The organism is Amycolatopsis samaneae, assembly GCF_039541975.1.
GTDB classification, from domain to species: Bacteria; Actinomycetota; Actinomycetes; order Mycobacteriales; family Pseudonocardiaceae; genus Amycolatopsis; species Amycolatopsis samaneae.
On the sequence record NZ_BAABHG010000005.1, the window covers coordinates 638,357 to 653,871 of the forward strand.

The following is a 15,515-nucleotide window of genomic DNA, read 5'->3' on the forward strand; positions in this document are numbered from 1 at the left end:
GGGCATCAGATCCGGCCCGCCCGGTTCGCTCTCGCGAGCAACAGCAACAGATAGGGCGCGCCGACCGCGCCCGTCACCACGCCGACCGGCAGCTGGGTGGTGCCCAGCAGGTGCGCGGCGGCGAAGTCGCCGGTCAGCGTCACCAGCGCGCCGGTCAGCGCGGCCGGGACCAGCGAGGGACGCGCCCCGCCGACCAGGCGGGTGGCGATCGGGTTCGCCACGAAGGCGACGAACGCCACCGGTCCCGCCGCGGCGGTGGCCAGGCTCGCCAGCGCGACGCCGACGAGGATGACCCCCAGCCTGCCGCGTTCGACGGCGACGCCGATCCCCCGCGCGCTGTCGTCTCCCAGCTGCAGGGCCGCGAGCGTGCGGCCGAGCAGCAACGCGGCCGGAACGAGGACGGCGAGGCACAGCGCGAGCGGCTGTACGTGCTCCCAGCCCCGGCCGTTCAGGTTGCCGGTCAGCCAGACCAGCGCCTGCTGGGCGAGCTGGACGTCGGCCCAGGTCATCAGGAACGAGATCACGCTGGAGAGCACCGCGGCGACCCCGATGCCGACGAGCACGAGCCGGTAGCCGTTCATGCCCCGCCGCCAGGCCAGCAGGTAGATCACCGCCGCGGTCAGCACCCCGCCCGCGAGCGCGCCCGCCGAGACCAGCGCGCCGGAGGCGCCGAACACCACCAGGCAGGTCACCCCGGCGGCAGCCGCGCCCGAGGTCACGCCGACGACGTCCGGGCTGGCCAGCGGGTTGCGCAGCAAGCGCTGGAACAGCGCGCCCGCGAGGCCGAAGGCGATCCCGACGAGCAGGGCGCACACCGCGCGCGGCAGCCGCAGCTCGGTCACCACGTAGACCGCGCGCCCGGTGCCCGAACCGGTCAGGATCCGGACCAGGTCCGGGAGTCCGACGGTGAAGTCGCCGACGGCGAGGGAAGCGCCGAACACGACCACCATCGCCGCGGCCAGCAGCAGGGAGACCACCCGGACGCGGCGGACGCCGTGCCGGTGCGCGGCCGTGACCGCGTGCACGGCCTCGGCCGGGACGGTGCGGTTCACAGCCGCACCGTCTTCCGGCGCCGGACCAGCACGACGAACACGGGCGCGCCGATCACCGCGGTGACGATGCCGACGGCGAGTTCGGCGGGCCGGAGCACGACGCGGCCCACCACGTCCGCCACGAGCAGCAGCAGCGGTGCGAGCACCGCCGCGTAGGGCAGCAGCCAGCGGTGGTCGGGGCCGGTGATCAGCCGGGCCACGTGCGGGACGGTGAGCCCGACGAACCCGATCGGCCCGGCGATCGCCGTCGCCGATCCACAAAGGACGATCACGGCCAGCGCGCACAGCAGCCGGGTCAGCAGCACGTTCTGGCCAAGCGCGCGGGCGAGGTCCTCCCCCAGCGACAGCGTGTTCAGCGTCCTGGCCGACCCGAGCGCGAGCACGACACCCACGGCGAGGAACGGGAGCACCTGCCCGACCGCGGCCGGGTCCCGCCCGGTCAGCGAACCGACCTGCCAGAACCGGAACTGGTCGAACGTCATCGTGTCGGTCAGCAGGACACCGCTGGTGACCGAGGCGAGCGCCGCCGTCACCGCGGCGCCGGCGAGCGCGAGCTTCACCGGGGTCGCGCCGTCGCGGCCGAGCGAGCCGACCGCGTAGACGACGGTGCCCGCGACCGCCGCGCCGAGAAAGCCGAGCCAGACGTAGCCGGTGACACTGGTCAGCCCGAACGCGGTGATGCCCAGCACGACGAACAGCGCCGCGCCCGCGTTCACGCCGAGGATCCCGGGATCGGCGAGGGGATTGCGGGTGACACCCTGGATGACGGCACCGGCCAGGCCGAGCGCGACCCCGGCCAGCAGGCCGGTCAGCGTGCGGGGCAGGCGCAGGTCCCGGACCACGACGTGGTCGGGGTTCGCCGGGTCGAAGTGGGCCAGCGCGTCGAACACGGCGCCCGGCGCGACAGCACGGGCACCGACCGCGATGCTGAGCACGACGGCGAAGGCGAGCACCGCCACGAGGACGAGCAGCCCGGCGGCCAGCGTCACGCCACGATGGCGACGCCGGACCTCCGCGCGTGGTGGGCTTTCGGACACGCTCGTCACGGGCGGCGCCGGCGTCGGGGCTGGGTCATCACGGGCTTTCGGTCGATCGTTAGGCGCGCCTACCCTAACCCGCCGTTCCGCGCCCCTCGCCGAGGTCCCCGGCCCGACCTGCGGTTCTACACCGTCGTACGTGACGAGCGATACAGCTGGAAGGCCAGGATCAGCATGATGATCCCGAAGATCAGCGCGTAGATCCCGGCCATCACCGCGATCACGAGGGCGCCCGCGTCCGGCCGGACGAAGATCAGCACCCCGAGCACCACCGAGAGCACACCCGCGAGGCCGAGGAACACTTCGCCGCGGATCCACTTGCGCAGCCGGATCGCCGTGCTGATCTCCATGATCCCGGTGACCACCGCCCAGATCCCGACCAGCAGCGCGAGGGTCAGCGCGGTGATCGCGGGCCACACCAGCGTCAGGATCCCGGCGAGGATGCCCAGCACCCCGGCGAAGATCGTGCCCCAGCGGCGTTCGGCCCCCTTCGGCTCGGCGAGCAGCGCGATGCCGTCGACGATCGCGTAGATCCCGAACACGAACGCCAGCGCGAGCACCGTGACCCCGGGCCACACCAGGGCCACGACGCCGAAGAGGATCGCGAACACACCCCGGATCACGAGCAACGCGACCGCAGTACCCGAACCACTCATCACGCCGACCTTCCTGTCCGTAACCGGCCGATCACGAACGTAGCCCGGCCGGTGCGCCACCGCCTCTCGAAACCACCACCCGGGCAGGGGATTTCGGGACCGGCGCGGGCAGCCGCCCCGCCGGCGTCGGATCGCGGTGACGGTCCCCGTCGGCCACCGGCCAGCTTTTCACTGTCCACAGTGAGGTTTTCTCAGTAGCGGTTGGGGGTGTGCTGGTGTCGCGAATGTCGCATTGCCGACGTTCAGCGTCGCGAATGTCGCATTCGTGACATCGTCTGAGCCGGAAGCCCGCGTCCCGAGCGGAGCGCTGGGGATGGCGAGTGATGCTGGTGGCCTTTCGCGGGGTGAGCAGGGTGCTGAAGGACGCTTTCAGTGCGTTGGCCGCGCTGAAGGACGCCTTCAGTGCACTGAGCGCACCGAAGGCGTCCTTCAGCACAACCCGCCGCCAGAACCCACCACTCCCAGTGAGAGAACCTCAGTGGTCGCTCGATAACGCGGCAAAAGCACCATAAATGACGTCAACGAGCAAAACGTACTCGTCGTGAATGCGCCCGAACACACTAATATTAGCAGTTGTGATAACTCGCACACAGGGACACCGAACCGATTACATGATCGAGTGTCCGGCAATCTTCCGGTTCCGCCTGTACCACATATCGGACCAGGTCGACGACGCCGCCGAACGGGCCAATGCCTTGCGTACCTGGGCAGACGGAGCCCTCACCGACCGGTATCACCGCCGGTACCGCGACGCCGTACTCGGCACGAAGGGGAACTTGCGCGAATAAAACAAGTGCGACCCGCCCGGAATGACCGTCCCCCATATCGGCCGATCGACGACCGCACGCGCCCCGCACTACAATCGCCGCCGGATGTGTTTTCCGGCCGTCAGTCCTTCCTCCCGAAACGACGACTCGAGGGCCTGCGCCGAATCGCGGGCCCAGCACCGCCGACCATTCCCAGGAGCGGCTCGCCGGCCTCCTGGACACCTGATGGAGGTGAGTCCGTGTCCCGCACACCACCCGGGCCACGTCTGCCGACGCCCGTCCAGACCCTGTTGTTCGCGATGGTCCGGCACCGCTGGCTGCCCCGTCTGACCCGGCGGCACGGCCCGGTGATCCACCTCAGGATCCGTCCGGAGGGCGACGTCGTGGTGCTGTCCGACCTCGACCAGATCCGCGACGTCTTCCTCAGTCCGCCCACCGTCTTCCACGCCGGGGAGGCCAACGAGGTCATGGAGACGCCGATGGGCGAGCACTCCGTGATGAACGCGGACGAGGACGCCCACCTGCGCCTGCGCAGGCAGCTGACGCCGGCCTTCCGCAACTCCGCGCTGCGCGGCTACCAGCGCATGGTCGCCCGGATCGCGGTCGAAGAGGTCGAGCGCTGGCCGACCGGCATGCCGTTCAGCGCGATGGAGCGGATGAACGCGGTCACGCTGGAGATCATCCTGCGGGTGATGTTCGGCGTCGAGGACGAACACCGGCTGGAGGAACTGCGTACCCGGCTGAGGATGGTGCTGGAGATCGACCCCGCCGGGACGGGGCCCTGGCTGCGACGCCTCCTCCAGCGACGGCAGGCGGCGACGAACCGGCCCCGGGTGGACGAGCTGCTGTACGCCGAGATCGCCGACCGCCGCCGGGCCGACGACCTCGCTTCCCGGCCGGACATGCTGTCCCGGCTGCTCGCCGCGCCCCAGGCCAGGGAACTGCCGTCCGACGCGGAACTGCACGATCACCTGCTCACCCTGCTGCTGGCCGGTCACGAAACGATCTCGACCGCGCTCGCCTGGTCCTTCCACGAGCTGGCCCGGCATCCCGCCGCCCTGGACGCCGCCGCCCGGTCCGCCGCGGCGGGCGCGGACGACTACCTCGAAGCGGTGCTCAAGGAAGTGCTCCGGCTGCGCCCGGCGATCGTCGACGTGACCCGCAAACTGACCGAGGCGGCCGAAGTCGGCGGCTACCGCGTCCCGGCGGGATGGACCGTCATGCCCTCGATCCTGCTGGCACACCACGATCCGGCGAGCCACCCCGAGCCGGCCACGTTCCAGCCGGAGCGGTTCCTGGACGGCGGCCCGCCCGCCGCGAGCTGGGTGCCCTTCGGCGGTGGCGTCCGTCGCTGCCTCGGCTCCGGTTTCGCACTGCAGCAGGGCACCATCGTGCTGCGAGAAGTGCTGTCACGTTTCCGGGTCGAGGCAGCCGACGCCGCACCCGAGCGGCCCCGGCTCCAGCATCTGACCCTCGTACCCGGCAAGGGAGCCCGGATCATCGTGCACCGCCTGCCCGTGGCGGCGTCCCATGCGGCCGCGCCCTGACCACGGGGAGGAAGGCTTCCGCGCTCCACTGTGGACGGATCAGGCGGCGTGGTGGCAGGTCGGGCACGCGCAGTCCGCGCAGACGCAGTGCGCGCAGTCGTCGGCGCAGTGCGCGCACTGGCAGGTCGCGTGGTTGCACGTCGGGCAGGTGCAGTTCGCGCAGACGCACACCGCGCAGCTGTCGGAACAGTCCGGGCACGAACACTTCGCGCATTCGTCGTAGTGCACCCCGTCGGCGTCCCGGTGCTCGCGGTGCAGGTGTCCGTCGTGGACGTAGTCGACGTGGTCGTCGTGCAGCACGGCCGCGTGGCCGCAGCCGGGTCCGTGCGTGTGCCGGTGGGTTTCCGCGGCGGGGTGGTCGAGGGTGGTCATCGCCGGTCCTTTCGCGACGGTCAGGTGGACACCCCGACGGTCATATGCACGTTCACGCACGTCAAATCGGAGCGTGCCGGTGTCCCCCGATCAGGTCACCAGGTCGGTCGTGCGCCGACACCGCCGTCCACCACGAGGTTGTGCCCGGTGATCCAGGAGGCCATGTCCGAGGCGAGGAACACGCACGCGTCGCCGACGTCCTCGCCCCGCCCGAGCCTGCCCAGCGGCGCGGCCCGGCGCCACCGGCCGACCCCCTCCGGCCAGTCCCCCGCCAGACCGGGCCGGTCGATCAGACCGGGGGAAACGCTGTTGACGCGGATGCCGTGCTCGCCGTACTCCAGCGCGGCCGAGCGCGCGTGCATGATCAGCCCGGCCTTCCCGGCGCTGTAGTGGGCGTGGCCGGGAGCCGGCTGGAGTCCCTCGATCGAGGCGATGTGCGTGACGCTGCCGCCACCGTGCTCCCGCAGCACCGCGGCGGCGGCTCGCGTGCACAGGAAAGCGCCGGTCAGGTTGGTTTCGATCACCTCGCGCCAGCTCTCCGCCGTCATCGTCGCCAGCGGCTCGACCGGCTGGATCCCGGCGTTGTTGACCAGCGCGTCGAGGCGTCCCGCCGCGGCCACCGTCTCCGCCACGATCCGGTGACACGCCGACTCGTCGGTGAGGTCACCGGCGACCACGAACGCGCGACCTCCCTCCGCCGTCACGCGCCCGGCGAGTGCTTCGGCGTTTTCCGCACCGCGGCGGTGGTGGAGGACCACGGCCGCGCCCGCCCGCGCGAACCGCAGCGCGATCGCCCCGCCGATCCCGCCGCCCGCGCCGGTGACGAGCGCGACCTTCCCGCTCAGGTCCGGCAGCGCGGCCTCAGGCATCGGGGTCCTCGCTCATCCGCGACGCGGCGTCCGGGCGGAACAGCGCGTGGATCCGGGCGGCCTGCTCGGGGTGGCGCGCGGCGAGTTCGGTGGCGTCGCCGCCTTCGTAGTCCTCGGGCACGAACCCCGGCGCCATCGTGGTCCCGCACAGCGACCAGTGCCCGCCGGGCACGACCCGCGCGCCCATCCACGTCCCGGCGGGCACGGTCAGCTGGACGTGCTGGCCCGCCGCGTGCCCGAGCAGCTCGACCCGGGCTTCGCCGTCCTCGGGCAGCAGCAGGAGTTCGAGCGGGTCACCGCGGTAGAAGTGCCAGACCTCGTCGATGGGCAGCCGGTGCAGCGCCGAGAATCCCCCGTCCGCGGTGAGCAGCACGATGATCGCCGACCCGGCGGGGCGGCCGGTGGCGTCCGGCGGTCCCGCCCAGGTCCGCCGGTACAACCCGCCCTCGACCGGCAGTGGCGCGAGCCCGTACTGCCGCGCCACGGCGTCCACGTCCGTCATCCCGCCCCCTTGTCACGTCGTTGCCCGCCAGCCTAGGGGGATACGGGCGACCCCGGCGCCGTGGTCAGGGGCGGGTGGTGGTGTCCGGGACGTAGCCGGAGTCCCGCCAGACGGTACAGCCGGCACCGGCGGGTCCGGGCGCGATCTGCTCGAAGCCGAGGAACCCGCCGGTGCCGGGATCGAGGGTGAGCACATACCGCTCCGCCGGTGTGCTCTGGGCGCTGACGGCGACGCCGGGACGGCCGACGCGGTCGGTGACCGGCCCGTCCTGGCTCAGCTCGGGCTGAGCGGCCAGGATACGCAGGACCGCCGCGTGCAGGGCGGGGGAAACGACCTGTCGCGTCCACAGTTCCTGCGTCAGCTTGAGCCATCCCTGGGGTGACCGGGTGGGATTCCGCCGCAGGAGCGTCGCCTGGAGCGCGTCGACCGAGTCGCCGGTGACGAACTCGCCCAGCAACCCCGGCGGCTCATACGTCCCGCTCATCCGGGACGGCCGGCCATCCCGGGTCTCGGCGATCCGCCCGGAACCGTCCTCGGCGACCCAGAACTCGCGGTCGGTCGGCTCGATACGGGAGTCCAGGACCCGCCCGCTGGTGGTCTGCGCGGTGGCGAGATACCAGCCCTGGGTGTGGACGTAGTGGTAGCGGCCGGTACCGCGGGGCGGCGGCTGTCGCAGCGCCTGGTCGGCCAGCTTTGTCAGGATGTCCATCGCCCTCCCAGTTTAGCCGCCGAGACGCGCCTGGATGGCCTTCACCGCCGCCACCGCTCCCCCGCCGTCGCCGAGCGACGCGCCCAGTTTCTCCGCCGCCGCCCGCCGGGACGGGTCGGTCAGCGCCTGCGCGACGGCGGCGCGCAGTTCGGCGCCCGGGACCGGGCGGCCGGAAAGATGGTGCCGCAGCACGGTTCCCGCGCCGCGCTCGGCGAGCTTCAGGCCGATGATCAGCTGTTCGGCCTGCTGGGGCACCACCACCAGCGGCACGCCCGCGGCCAGTCCCTCCAGCGCGCTGTTCATCCCGCCGTGGGTCACGAACGCCGCCGCGCGCCGCAGCACCGCGCGCTGGGGCACCGACGGGCGGACCAGCGTGTCGGCGGGGATCCGCCCCAGCCCCGCCGGATCGGTGCCGCCGGTCGCGATCAGCAGTCGCGCGGACAGCCCGTCCAGCGCCTCGAAACACGTGCGGAAGAAGGCGTCGCTTCCGGCGTGCAGGGTGCCCAGCGAGACGAACACCAGTGGCCGGGGGGCGTCGAGGAACGCGGCGAGCTCGGCGTCGAACCCGCCGTCCCCGCCCTCGTCGAAGGTGGGACCGACGTAGTGGCAGGTCTCGTCGACGCGCGGGTTGTCGGTCTGCAACCAGCGCGGGATCGGGAAGATCGTCACGTCGCCCCGCATCGGCAAGGTCGGGTACGGCGGGTAGAGGTCCTTGCCGAACCGCCGCACCACGCGCCGCTTCGCCGCCAGTGTCGCGGGCAGGTCCCGGATCGTGGGCCCCAGGAAGCGGCCGAGCTCGCGCGCGGTCAGGCAGGAGAAGTCCTTGCCACCGACCATGAGCGTGGTCATCAGCGAGATCATCGGCAGGCCGAGGCTCGCCGCGGCCATGCGGCCCCAGAGCGCGTTGGAGTCGAACGCGATCGCCGAGGGCCTGTCCCTCTCCAGCTCCCCCACCAGGAACGGCAGCAGCACCCCGGTGGCGTCCAGGCCCCGGGTGACCACCCGCAGGGTGCTGCCGGTCCGGGTGGCCTCCGCGATGTCGCGCACACCGATCGAGCCGGGCGGATAGGCGCGGAACTCGGCGCCCGCCCGTTCGACCGGCTCCCGGAACTCCGGGCCGGTGTAGTAGGTGACCTCGACACCGCACCGCGTCAGCTCGCGCACGATCGGGAGGCTCGGGTTGACGTGCCCCCAGGCGGGCATCCCCGCCAGCACCACTCGGCTCATGGGACCATGATGACTACACTCGATGTAACTTCGCAACCTGTCCAATCATACAGTTGATGTAATCTGCATCGCGTGGACGAGTCACGGCGCGAGCGCAAGAAGCGGCAGACCAGACGGCTGATCGCGGAGACGGCGATCAGGCTGTTCGCGGAGCAGGGATACGAGCAGACCACCGTCGCGCAGATCGCCGCCGGCGCCGACGTGGCCACCAAGACGTTCTTCAACCACTTCCCCGGCAAGGAAGCCGTGCTGTTCCCCGAAACCGGGCGCAACGGCGCGCTCGCGGTCGAGGTGATCACGAACCGGAAGCCCGGCGAGACCGTGCCGGAGGTGCTCTCCCGCGCCTACGAGGCCATGCTCGCCGATTTCCACACCAACGGCCTCGGGCACGACGACCACGTGCCACTGGAGGTCTACGCCCGGCTGATCATGACCGTGCCCGCGCTCCAGGCCAGGGCGCTGCACCTGGCCCACGCCGAGCAGAAGGAGATCGCCGCCGCTCTGCGCGCGGCCTATCCGGACCTGCTCGACCCGATCAGCGCCGCCGCCGTGGTCGGCGCACTGGCCGGTGCCGCGCAGGCGGCGGCGCTCACCAGTCTCGAAGCCGGTCAGTCCGAAGAGGACTTCTGGAAGGCACTGCGGCGCGGCATCGACATCGCGCTCAGCGGGCTGCCCGGCGAAGGCCGGGATCGAGGCTGATCGCCGGTCAGAGGTGATTGACGTACTCGCGCAGTTCCCAGTCGCTGACCCAGGAGCGGTAACGCTCGACCTCGTCCCGTTTGAACGCGGTGAACGAGGCGGCCAGCCGTTTGCCGAGCTTCCCCTGCAACGCCGCGTCGGCCTCGAAGGCGTCGAGCGCGGCCGAAAGCGACGTCGGCAGCACGGGCGCCTTGGCCGGGTCGTAGCCGTAGCCGTCCAGCGGTGCCGGCGGTTCGGCCCCGGCCTCGATGCCGAGCTGCATCGCGGCCAGGACACCGCCGTAGAGCAGGTAGGGGTTCGCCGAGCTGTCGGGCAGGCGCAGTTCGATGCGCGTGGCCTCGCCCCGCTCGGGCGGGACGCGGACCATCGCGCTGCGATTGTCCAGCCCCCAGTCGATCAGCCACGGCGCGAGGGTGTCCGGGCCGAACCGCTTGTAGGAGTTGACCGTCGGGTTGGCCAGCGCCGCCAGCGCCGGGGCGTGGGTCAGCACCCCGGCCAGCGCGTGCCGCAGCACCGGCGCGAGCCCGAACTCCCCGGCGGGATCCACGCCGACGTTGCGGCCGTCCTCGTCGGTCAGCGAGACGTGCAGGTGGAAGCCGGACGCGCCCTCGCCGTTGAACGGCTTGGCCATGAACGTCGCCATCCGGCCCGCGCGCCGCTCCAGCTCCTTGATCGCGGACTTGAACCGGAAGGCGCGGTCGACCGAGTCCAGTGCCGCCGAGTGGGCGAGGTTGACCTCGAACTGGCCGGGACAGAACTCGTGGTTCCCCGCCGTCACCCCGAGCCCGAAGTCGCGCAGGTGCCGCAGCGTCGCGGTCAGGTGCCCGTCGGGATCGCCCTTCGCGCCGGTGACGTAGATGTTGCCGGACTCGTCGCCGTAGCGCCGCCAGCCGTCCCCGTCCCGCTCCAGCACGAAGTACTCCAGCTCGGGGCCCACGACCGGATGCCGTCCGGTGGCGTGGAACGCCTCGACGATGCCGCGCAGCACGGTGCGGGGTGACTCGTCGCTGGGCTCGCCGGAGGGGTCGAACACGTCGCCGAGGCAGGACGCGACGCCCTCCTCCCACGGGATGTCGGCGATCGTGCTCAGATCGGGGAAGACCTTCACGTCCGGGAGCCCGGCGTCGAGCCCGCCCGCGACGTCGAGGGTCTCCCCCCGCGTCGTGGTGTGGAAGACCGCGCGGCAGAACGCCAGGCCGTGCTCCAGCACCGCGGGCAGCTGCTCCACGAGCACCTCGCGGGACCGCTCCGTGCCCATCAGGTCGGGATAGCCAACGCGCAGGACGTCGATCCCCCTCGCGGTGAGGTCCTCGACAACGCGGCGCACGCCGTCTCGATCGGTCGGGCTGTCCATCCGCCGGCCTCCCAGAGGTAGTTGTTTGGGTCCGAACTATAAGTCGGCGCACGGCCTTCGACAAGCCTTTTCGATCACCTTCTCCCCCGCGCCGCGAGTTGATATCGTTAGCTACCAAACGTTCGCCTGTCGCTGGTTGGAGGCCGTCTCATGGCGCCGGTCCGAGGATTCTTCTACCCCCGCACCCCGACGGGGCGCGCGGCGCTCGTCCCCCCGCCGCCCTGGCACTACTCCGGCGACCTGCTGACCGTCGAGTACCGCACCGACCCGGCGAAGGTCGCCGCCCTGCTGCCCGCGCCGCTGCTGCCCGCCGAGCAGGACCCCGGCGCGGTCGCGCTCATCTGGGCGGACTGGCAGTCCTGCTCGGCGGACGGCCGTCAGCTGCTCGACCCGGTACTGGCGCAGTACAAGGAATGCTTCGCGGTGGTGCGCTGCCGGTTCGAGGGCCGGACGTATTCGCGCTGCGTGTACATCTGGGTGGACAAGGACTTCGCGATCGCGCGGGGAATCCACCAGGGGTATCCCAAGAAGCTGGGGTCGATCCACCAGACACGTCCGCATCCCCACGGCCCCGCGCCGCGGCTGGCGCCCGGCGCCCGCTTCGGCGCCACCCTCGCCGCGGCCGACCGCCGCCTGGCCGAGGCGGTGCTGACGTTGGAGGAACAGAGTGACACCGGCGGGTTCGTCAACGGGCACCCGATGGCGCACCACCGCTGGCTGCCGGGCATCGCGAAGGACGCGCCGGACACCGTCGCCGAGCTGATCTCCTCCGGCGCCGCCGCGTTCGAGGGCGGGCCGATCTGGCGGGGCAGCGCGGAACTGCGGCTGTTCCCGTCCCCGGTCGAGGAACTGGCCGAACTGACGGTCGAGGAGCCGATCGGTGCCTACTACCAGCAGATCGGGGTCGTCTGGGACGGCGGCACGGTCCTGACCCCTCGGGCCTGAGACGCGTCCGGTCCGGGAATGCCGCCCCGGGGACTCCCTCGGGGCGGCATTCACGGACCACGACGTGCCGGGGAAGATCGTGGCCTCGGTTCACTGCCCGCCGAGTTCACGGGGCGGTGGGACGGCGCGCGGTGTCCCGGTTTCCGATGGCCTCGGCGACCCCCTGGATACCCGAGCGGATCAGGTCGCCGTAGGGCCCCTCGGGGAGCCGGGAAACACGCCGCTCGGCGGCGTCGATGTGCCCGGCCGCCGCCTCGAACGCGCCGAGGCGACGGAAGTTGTCGGCGAGGTTGAGGTGGAGGCTCGGGTAGAAGCCGGCGACCTCGAGGCTCGCGTGGTGCCGCCGGGCGCGCTCGTCGGTAAGGGCGTCGGCGGCGTCGAGGGCGCGGACATCCCACACCAGCGATTCGGCGGGGTCTTCGTAGAGGTCGGCCAGGTAGTGCGCCAGGGTACAGCGGTGGAACGGATCGCCCAGCACCCCGATCCGGTGCCAGATGGCCAGCAGGTCGCGTCGAGCCGACTCGACGTCGCCCTCGCGTCCGAGGCCCACGGCCGCGCCGATCGCTTCCATCGTCAGATCGGGCGTGGCGGCTGGTGTGGTCATGAAATGGTTCGTCCCTTCGTCTTTCTCGGGCATCGCCGGTCACGATTCCGGGGTCCGGCAGGGCATCACGAGCGTGGTGAGGTCGCCGTCGTCGGCCGACCTGACGGTGGCGGGCTGGTCGGGACCTCGCAGGTCGAGCAGCACGTCGCCGCCGATCGCGTGGCTCAGGGCGGGATACAGGGTGGTCAGCTCGAACCAGATGGTCAGACCGGGGCCTGTCGCCGAGCCGTCGAGAGCCATCTCGTCCTGATCGGGCAGCAGCAGGCTCGGGCGGCCACCGGACACCCGCAGCCCGGCTCGTTCCGGGGCCCACCGCTCCAGTGCCCGCACGATCTGCCGCTTGCCCGCCGTGACGCGATGCGTCACCGCCGGGAGCGAGTCGAGGAGGAGGCGGTGGTCCGGGAAGTCCTCCGTCAGCAGGCGGCAGTGCAGGACGGTGCCGCCTGCCGTCCGGATGCCCAGAGTCCGCTCGCCCGCCTCGATCGTCACGGTGCGGCTGCGCCGGAGCCGGGAGGTCATGGCTCGGAGGTCGTCACCGGCGAGAGTGCCCGCCCAGGAACCGGCGGCGGGTTCCGCGGGCACCAGCGTTCTCGTGGCGAGCCGGTACCGATCGGTCGCGGTAAGCGCCACGGAGCCGGTGTCGGTCTCCAGCCGGACGCCGCTCAGGACCGGTGCGTCCGGATCGTGCACCGTGGTGGCCAGGACCTGGTCGACGGCCGCCGCGAGGACCGGTCCCGGCAGCACGCAGATCGTGCGGCGCGGTTCCTGACCGAGCGACGCCTTGAGCGTCTCGGCCGCCTGCCGGACCCCGGCGGCCTCCGTCGTGACCCTGGCGACCTGTTCGTCGATCAGCCGCGCCGCCTCCTCGGCGCCCGCGGTGAAGAACTCGCCGATGGCGGGCAGGGGCATCCCGATCTCCCGCAACCGGCGCAGTTGTGCGGCGCGGGCCACCTGCGACGCGCTGTAGAACCGGTACCCCGTCAGCGGGGCGACCTGCTCGGGGCGGAGCAGACCGGCGTCGTCGTAGAACCGCAACGCACTCGCGGTCAGGCCGGCGAGTTTCGCGAACGCGCCGATGGACATCAGTTCCGGATCAGTCACCCGGCCATCGTCAGGCCTCGACCGGCTCGAAGGTCAAGCCGGGCCGGGTCAGGCGCTTCCGCCGGTCCCGGTGTCGCGGCGCTCCGCGGTCAGCAGGTCGAGCAGGCCGGGGAGCCGGCGGTTGATTTCCGCCCGGCGCAACCGGATTCCCTTCCGGTTCCCGTAGTTGATCTCGTGGATGAGTCCGGCCTCGCGCAAAACCCGGAAGTGGTGTGTCTGCGTCTGCTTGGACACCGGAAGATCGAACGAGTTGCAGGTGTGCTCGCGGTCACTCCCGTCCGCCGCCAGCTTCACGATCACGGTGCGGCGATGCTCGTCGGCGAGCGCACGGAACACCGTGCCCAGATCGGCGTTCCCGGCGTCGTCTTCGGCCGGACCTGACCCGGTCATCGCCCCACCCCCTTCAGGTACGTCTTGCATCGTACCTCACGAACGTGCTTGACTGAAGGTACGACGAGTTACGTACCTGAGCGTGCGTGGCAACGCGCCGGGCTTCGCTCGCCCGCGATGCCCGCCCGCGGCGCTCGTCACTTCCCCTCGGAAAGGTTGCGGCCATGACGCCTGCACGCGTCCTGATCCACGGTGCCGGTATCGCCGGTCCCGCTCTCGCCTACTGGCTGGCCCGGCACGGGTATCGGCCGACGGTCGTCGAGCAGGCCAAGGAGCTCAGATCCGGCGGCAGCGCCGTCGTCGTCAAGGAACCGGCGCTGACGGTCGCCAGGAGCATGGGCATCCTCACGCGGTTGCGCGAGGTCGCCACCGGTTCGAACGTCCTCTCGCTCCTCGATCCGGACGGGCGGCAGCTCCTCCGGGCCCCGACCACTTCCCCGCGGTCGGTGGAGGTAACCCGATCCGACCTGTCCACGGTGCTCCACCAGGCAGCGCGAGACGACGCGGAGTTCCTCTTCGACGACACGATCACCAGCCTCCAGCAGGACCGATCGGGGGTCGAGGTCACCTTCCGCCGGTCACCGCCGCGCCGTTTCGACCTGCTCGTCGGCGCGGACGGCGTCCATTCCCCGGTGCGCCGCATGGTCTTCGGCCCCGCGGAGCGGTTCACGACCGGCCTGGGCATGTACGGCGCGACGGTGCCGCTGGAGCCCGGTGCCCTCGACGACCCGGAGGTGGCGGTGATGCTGACCGCGCCCGGCCGGATGCTCACCATTCACCCGTCCCGGGGAAAGCCACTCGCGACGTTCACCTTCCGCGGCGGGCGGGTGCCCGGCTACGACCGCCACGACACCGCGCTCCACAAGCGCATGGTGGCCGAGGCGTACGCGGGACTCGGCTGGCGAAGCCCCGAACTGGTCGAGGCGTACCGGAACCACCCCGCGCCCTTCTTCGATCCGCTCGCCAACGTGCGGATGGACGAGTGGTCGCGTGGCCGCGTGGCATTGCTCGGCGACGCGGCCTCCGCGGTCGCCCTGCTCGGCGACGGGTCGAGCATGGCGATGGCCGGCGCACACACGCTGGCCGAGGCGCTCGCGGCGCATCCCGGTGACCATGCGCGGGCCTTCCGGGCCTACGAGGCGAAGCACCGGCGGCAGGTGGACCCGAGGCACCGGCGCGTCGGCCTCGTCGCCGCACTGCTCGTTCCGCGAACCCGGCACGGGCTGGCGTTACGCAACACCGCCGTCCGAGCCGTAGGCCTCGCTGCCCGTGCCCGGAACAGCACGCCCGCCAAGCAGCACAGCAGGGCCTGAGCGGCAGAGTCCGAAGAGGACGGTTCACAGTGGACGGTGCGGGCCGGGGTGCCACGGCGGCAGGCACCGCTCGTTGGCCGCGAAGAACGCGCGGACGATGCCACCGCGGGCGATCCGGACCGCGGGCGGCCCTTCCAGCGCGGCGAACTCCCTGGCCTTGTCGCGGTAGAAACCCTGTCTCCGATAGCGGCGAGTACGTTCGTCGAAGATCTCTTCGACCATTTCGTCCGGGGTCCGCCCGACGAACTCGGCGAACTGCTCCAGTGCCGCCAGGCGCGCCAGGCGGTCGACCTCGGGCAGGTCCGCCAGCGCGTGCGCGTACCGCCGCACGGTGATGAACTCGGTGAACGCCACCTTGCCCATGAGCCCCT

General features: G+C 71.7%; 17 protein-coding genes. 4 read left to right on the forward strand and 13 right to left on the reverse strand.

Annotated features, from left to right (window positions below):
- Window positions 1–5: 5 nt before the first annotated feature.
- From ABD987_RS16335 to ABD987_RS16345, 3 genes are all read right to left on the reverse strand, one after another.
- Window positions 6–1,052 (reverse strand): FecCD family ABC transporter permease, encoded by a 1,047-nt coding sequence (locus ABD987_RS16335; protein WP_345393213.1) that lies wholly within the window; start codon window positions 1,050–1,052, stop codon window positions 6–8.
- Window positions 1,049–2,098, reverse strand: a complete 1,050-nt coding sequence (locus ABD987_RS16340) for a FecCD family ABC transporter permease (RefSeq protein ID WP_378214023.1) — start codon at window positions 2,096–2,098, stop codon at window positions 1,049–1,051. Before ABD987_RS16340 ends, ABD987_RS16335 begins: the two co-directional genes overlap by 4 nt.
- 116 nt (window positions 2,099–2,214) lie before the next feature.
- A complete protein-coding gene (locus tag ABD987_RS16345; protein WP_345393216.1) occupies window positions 2,215–2,745 on the reverse strand; it encodes an HdeD family acid-resistance protein in 531 nt (176 codons plus the stop codon).
- A 1,006-nt stretch (window positions 2,746–3,751) separates the two neighbouring features.
- On the opposite strand from ABD987_RS16345, the gene ABD987_RS16350 reads away from it, so the two are divergent.
- Window positions 3,752–5,059: a cytochrome P450 gene (locus ABD987_RS16350; RefSeq protein WP_345393219.1), complete on the forward strand. Its 1,308-nt coding sequence runs from the start codon at window positions 3,752–3,754 to the stop codon at window positions 5,057–5,059.
- A gap of 39 nt (window positions 5,060–5,098) precedes the next feature.
- Here the strand turns inward: ABD987_RS16350 and ABD987_RS16355 are convergent, their stop codons facing one another.
- From ABD987_RS16355 to ABD987_RS16375, 5 genes are all read right to left on the reverse strand, one after another.
- Window positions 5,099–5,431: a hypothetical protein gene (locus tag ABD987_RS16355; protein ID WP_345393222.1), complete on the reverse strand. Its 333-nt coding sequence runs from the start codon at window positions 5,429–5,431 to the stop codon at window positions 5,099–5,101.
- A 95-nt stretch (window positions 5,432–5,526) separates the two neighbouring features.
- A complete protein-coding gene (locus ABD987_RS16360) occupies window positions 5,527–6,300 on the reverse strand; it encodes an SDR family NAD(P)-dependent oxidoreductase (RefSeq protein ID WP_345393225.1) in 774 nt (257 codons plus the stop codon).
- The gene (locus ABD987_RS16365; protein ID WP_345393228.1) at window positions 6,293–6,802 is read right to left on the reverse strand and encodes a cupin domain-containing protein; all 510 of its coding nucleotides are present in this window, start codon (window positions 6,800–6,802) and stop codon (window positions 6,293–6,295) included. Before ABD987_RS16365 ends, ABD987_RS16360 begins: the two co-directional genes overlap by 8 nt.
- A gap of 64 nt (window positions 6,803–6,866) precedes the next feature.
- Window positions 6,867–7,511, reverse strand: coding sequence for a hypothetical protein (locus ABD987_RS16370; protein WP_345393231.1), 645 nt, complete (start codon window positions 7,509–7,511; stop codon window positions 6,867–6,869).
- A gap of 12 nt (window positions 7,512–7,523) precedes the next feature.
- Complete coding sequence (locus ABD987_RS16375; protein ID WP_345393234.1) at window positions 7,524–8,738, reverse strand: nucleotide disphospho-sugar-binding domain-containing protein; 1,215 nt, start codon at window positions 8,736–8,738, stop codon at window positions 7,524–7,526.
- A 72-nt stretch (window positions 8,739–8,810) separates the two neighbouring features.
- On the opposite strand from ABD987_RS16375, the gene ABD987_RS16380 reads away from it, so the two are divergent.
- Window positions 8,811–9,437 carry a TetR/AcrR family transcriptional regulator gene (locus ABD987_RS16380; protein ID WP_345393237.1) on the forward strand — a complete coding sequence of 209 codons (627 nt, stop codon included), beginning with the start codon at window positions 8,811–8,813 and terminating at the stop codon, window positions 9,435–9,437.
- A 7-nt stretch (window positions 9,438–9,444) separates the two neighbouring features.
- Here ABD987_RS16380 and ABD987_RS16385 read toward each other — a convergent pair whose 3' ends face one another.
- On the reverse strand, window positions 9,445–10,791 hold the full coding sequence (locus tag ABD987_RS16385; RefSeq protein ID WP_345393240.1) for a glutamine synthetase family protein: 1,347 nt from the start codon (window positions 10,789–10,791) through the stop codon (window positions 9,445–9,447).
- Between the two features lie 150 nt (window positions 10,792–10,941).
- Here ABD987_RS16385 and ABD987_RS16390 point away from each other — a divergent pair, with 150 nt between their 5' ends.
- Window positions 10,942–11,736, forward strand: a complete 795-nt coding sequence (locus ABD987_RS16390; protein WP_345393243.1) for an acetoacetate decarboxylase family protein — start codon at window positions 10,942–10,944, stop codon at window positions 11,734–11,736.
- A gap of 106 nt (window positions 11,737–11,842) precedes the next feature.
- On the opposite strand, the gene ABD987_RS16395 is transcribed toward ABD987_RS16390, so the two are convergent.
- From ABD987_RS16395 to ABD987_RS16405, 3 genes are read right to left on the reverse strand one after another with little or no spacing between them, the layout of a single operon-like run.
- A complete protein-coding gene (locus tag ABD987_RS16395) occupies window positions 11,843–12,340 on the reverse strand; it encodes a hypothetical protein (RefSeq protein WP_345393246.1) in 498 nt (165 codons plus the stop codon).
- A gap of 39 nt (window positions 12,341–12,379) precedes the next feature.
- Window positions 12,380–13,441, reverse strand: coding sequence for a DNA polymerase III subunit beta family protein (locus ABD987_RS16400; protein ID WP_345393249.1), 1,062 nt, complete (start codon window positions 13,439–13,441; stop codon window positions 12,380–12,382).
- 48 nt (window positions 13,442–13,489) lie between these two features.
- Window positions 13,490–13,831 (reverse strand): ArsR/SmtB family transcription factor, encoded by a 342-nt coding sequence (locus ABD987_RS16405; RefSeq protein ID WP_345393252.1) that lies wholly within the window; start codon window positions 13,829–13,831, stop codon window positions 13,490–13,492.
- Between the two features lie 164 nt (window positions 13,832–13,995).
- Here ABD987_RS16405 and ABD987_RS16410 point away from each other — a divergent pair, with 164 nt between their 5' ends.
- On the forward strand, window positions 13,996–15,144 hold the full coding sequence (locus tag ABD987_RS16410; RefSeq protein WP_345393255.1) for an FAD-dependent monooxygenase: 1,149 nt from the start codon (window positions 13,996–13,998) through the stop codon (window positions 15,142–15,144).
- A 24-nt stretch (window positions 15,145–15,168) separates the two neighbouring features.
- On the opposite strand, the gene ABD987_RS16415 is transcribed toward ABD987_RS16410, so the two are convergent.
- Entirely contained in the window at window positions 15,169–15,507 is a 339-nt protein-coding gene (locus ABD987_RS16415; protein ID WP_345393258.1) for a hypothetical protein, read from the reverse strand.
- Window positions 15,508–15,515 lie beyond the last annotated feature (8 nt).

Bases quoted from the DNA above. Each gene is read 5' to 3' on its own strand.
- ABD987_RS16345 (WP_345393216.1), bottom strand. From the start codon at position 2,745: ATGAGTGGTTCGGGTACTGCGGTCGCGTTGCTCGTGATCCGGGGTGTG.
- ABD987_RS16355 (WP_345393222.1), bottom strand. From the start codon at position 5,431: ATGACCACCCTCGACCACCCCGCCGCGGAAACCCACCGGCACACGCAC.
- ABD987_RS16360 (WP_345393225.1), bottom strand. From the start codon at position 6,300: ATGCCTGAGGCCGCGCTGCCGGACCTGAGCGGGAAGGTCGCGCTCGTC.
- ABD987_RS16365 (WP_345393228.1), bottom strand. From the start codon at position 6,802: ATGACGGACGTGGACGCCGTGGCGCGGCAGTACGGGCTCGCGCCACTG.
- ABD987_RS16370 (WP_345393231.1), bottom strand. From the start codon at position 7,511: ATGGACATCCTGACAAAGCTGGCCGACCAGGCGCTGCGACAGCCGCCG.
- ABD987_RS16375 (WP_345393234.1), bottom strand. From the start codon at position 8,738: ATGAGCCGAGTGGTGCTGGCGGGGATGCCCGCCTGGGGGCACGTCAAC.
- ABD987_RS16385 (WP_345393240.1), bottom strand. From the start codon at position 10,791: ATGGACAGCCCGACCGATCGAGACGGCGTGCGCCGCGTTGTCGAGGAC.
- ABD987_RS16390 (WP_345393243.1), top strand. From the start codon at position 10,942: ATGGCGCCGGTCCGAGGATTCTTCTACCCCCGCACCCCGACGGGGCGC.
- ABD987_RS16395 (WP_345393246.1), bottom strand. From the start codon at position 12,340: ATGACCACACCAGCCGCCACGCCCGATCTGACGATGGAAGCGATCGGC.
- ABD987_RS16405 (WP_345393252.1), bottom strand. From the start codon at position 13,831: ATGACCGGGTCAGGTCCGGCCGAAGACGACGCCGGGAACGCCGATCTG.
- ABD987_RS16410 (WP_345393255.1), top strand. From the start codon at position 13,996: ATGACGCCTGCACGCGTCCTGATCCACGGTGCCGGTATCGCCGGTCCC.
- ABD987_RS16415 (WP_345393258.1), bottom strand. From the start codon at position 15,507: ATGGGCAAGGTGGCGTTCACCGAGTTCATCACCGTGCGGCGGTACGCG.